At 33.3% G+C, this 1,995-nt stretch carries 1 protein-coding gene and 1 pseudogene; one reads left to right on the forward strand and one right to left on the reverse strand.

Annotation, left to right across the window (positions count from 1 at the left end):
• The first annotated feature begins 290 nt into the window (after positions 1-290).
• Positions 291-845, forward strand: coding sequence for a recombinase family protein (locus AC1DTM_RS24175; RefSeq protein ID WP_063220240.1), 555 nt, complete (start codon positions 291-293; stop codon positions 843-845).
• Positions 846-1,535: 690 nt separating this feature from the next.
• Here AC1DTM_RS24175 and AC1DTM_RS24180 read toward each other — a convergent pair.
• A pseudogene (locus tag AC1DTM_RS24180) lies at positions 1,536-1,995 on the reverse strand (hypothetical protein); the annotation flags it as partial.

Here is a 1,995-nt window from a genome sequence, read left to right on the forward strand (position 1 = left end):
AATTAAAGCTGTACAACGCGAAATAAACAAGGAAATTTACACTTTATACAATTTGAATGATAATGAGATTGCTGTTATTAAAAAACAAATCGCTAACTAACTTTTACTTTCATTTAATATATACCTCTAAAAAGGCAGTTACCTCTTCAACAGGTAATTGCCTTTTGTTATACATCTGTGTCATAACTTAATAGTATTGACACCGTAAAGTCATTGCAGTATTATCAAGGTATCAATTGGTGTCATAACTTAGTGTCATAAATGAACCGTAAAAAAGGGGATAATACATAATGAAATACGGATACGCACGAGTAAGTACGGTGTCACAGGAATTAGAGGTACAATTAACAGCATTAGAAAATGAAGGCTGTGACAATATTTATTCTGAGAAATTTACAGGAACTAAATCAGATAGACCACAATTACAAGAAGTTCTTTCAATCCTAAAAGAAGGTGATACATTAGTTGTCACTAAACTAGATAGATTAGCAAGAAACACTGTTGAGGGAATCGAGATCGTAAAAGGACTATTTTCTAAAGGTGTAAGAGTTCATGTTTTAAATGTGGGACTATTAGAAGATACGACAATGGGAAGGTTCTTTTTAACTACATTATTAGCAGTGGCAGAAATGGAAAGAAACTTAATTGTAGAACGTACTCAGGAAGGCAAAGCCATTGCCAAACAGCGTGACGACTTTAGGGAAGGCAGACCAAACAAATTTAGTAAAAAACAGATAGAACACGCTTTAGGGCTACTAGAAACCCACTCATATAAGCAAGTGGAGGAAATCACAGGTATTAGTAAAAGTACACTTATTAGGGCTAAAAAGAAGGCTAACAGCTAATACTGGTGGTCTCTCTTTATTTTTGGCTGTTCCACTGTGCAGAAAAAACATTTCTGAGTCGGCTGTATAAAGAGGGCGTTGAAGTGGAAAAAGTGACAATTGCATAGAAAGGCACAACTAATCCATTCTAATGAATGTGTTCGTATCAAGGGCTGAACACTATTTTTCAACATTTCACTGATTGTGCATTCCATAACTGAATTCACACATAAAATTACGATATATAGTAAAACCCCTCAGAAATAACCTGAGAGGTTTCATATACTATTAAGATTATGTTAGTCACTATTTAGCTAGTTTCATAAACTCGTCACTGTGGCTATCTTTGTATTTCTTTTTATATGGATTGTAAGAATATCGTTCTAGTTCCAAGCCATTTCCTCCTATATTTATTAAAGTACTTATATCATGTTATTGATTTTTTATGATACCTCGGCTACGCCTCGTGTTCGGGCAAAGAATGCCCTCACCACTATTTCTAGAAATAATACTATTCTATATAGCTATTAAAGTATGCCCTGAATAATCACGAAGAGGGGTAGCTTAGGCTATCCCTTGTAGTGTTATTCGGGATTGTCTTTTAATACTTATAACATTTTTATATCTTTCTTATAAGGAAATATTCAAGAAACCCATTGTTATCAAGGGTTACAGCGTTTCTTTACTAAGCAATAAAAGTAGAGAAAGTAATTAAATTTCATTATTGAGATACTGTTCCAACAACGTTCTCATTCGCTTAGATGGAATAAAAACATCTATTGACTTTCCTGTACGAATACGACTGCGGAAAAGCCATTGAAGTAGTTCTGATAATGCAAATAAATCACCATTAAGTTGTACCCCTCGCTTATTAAAAAAGTGTTTTATCAAAGGATTTGTATAAATGTTAGCTAAATAGATACATGTCCTTTTATGTTGGAATTGGTTTGTAGCACGTGCATTTACACTTACAAAGTGTTCTTTCAACCCCATAGGTGCTAGGCTATCTTTAAACTCTTTAAAAGTAGTCCACATGACCTCATTTGTAGGTACATTACATTTATTACGGTAGAAGTTATAAGCGTTATCTCTAATGACTTTCTTTGTATCCTTATTTTTAGTTTTCTTTTTTAAATCAGACACACTAAAATAATTATGCTTATTTCCAGTG

The organism is Bacillus sp. P4_D3 (genome assembly GCF_056401855.1).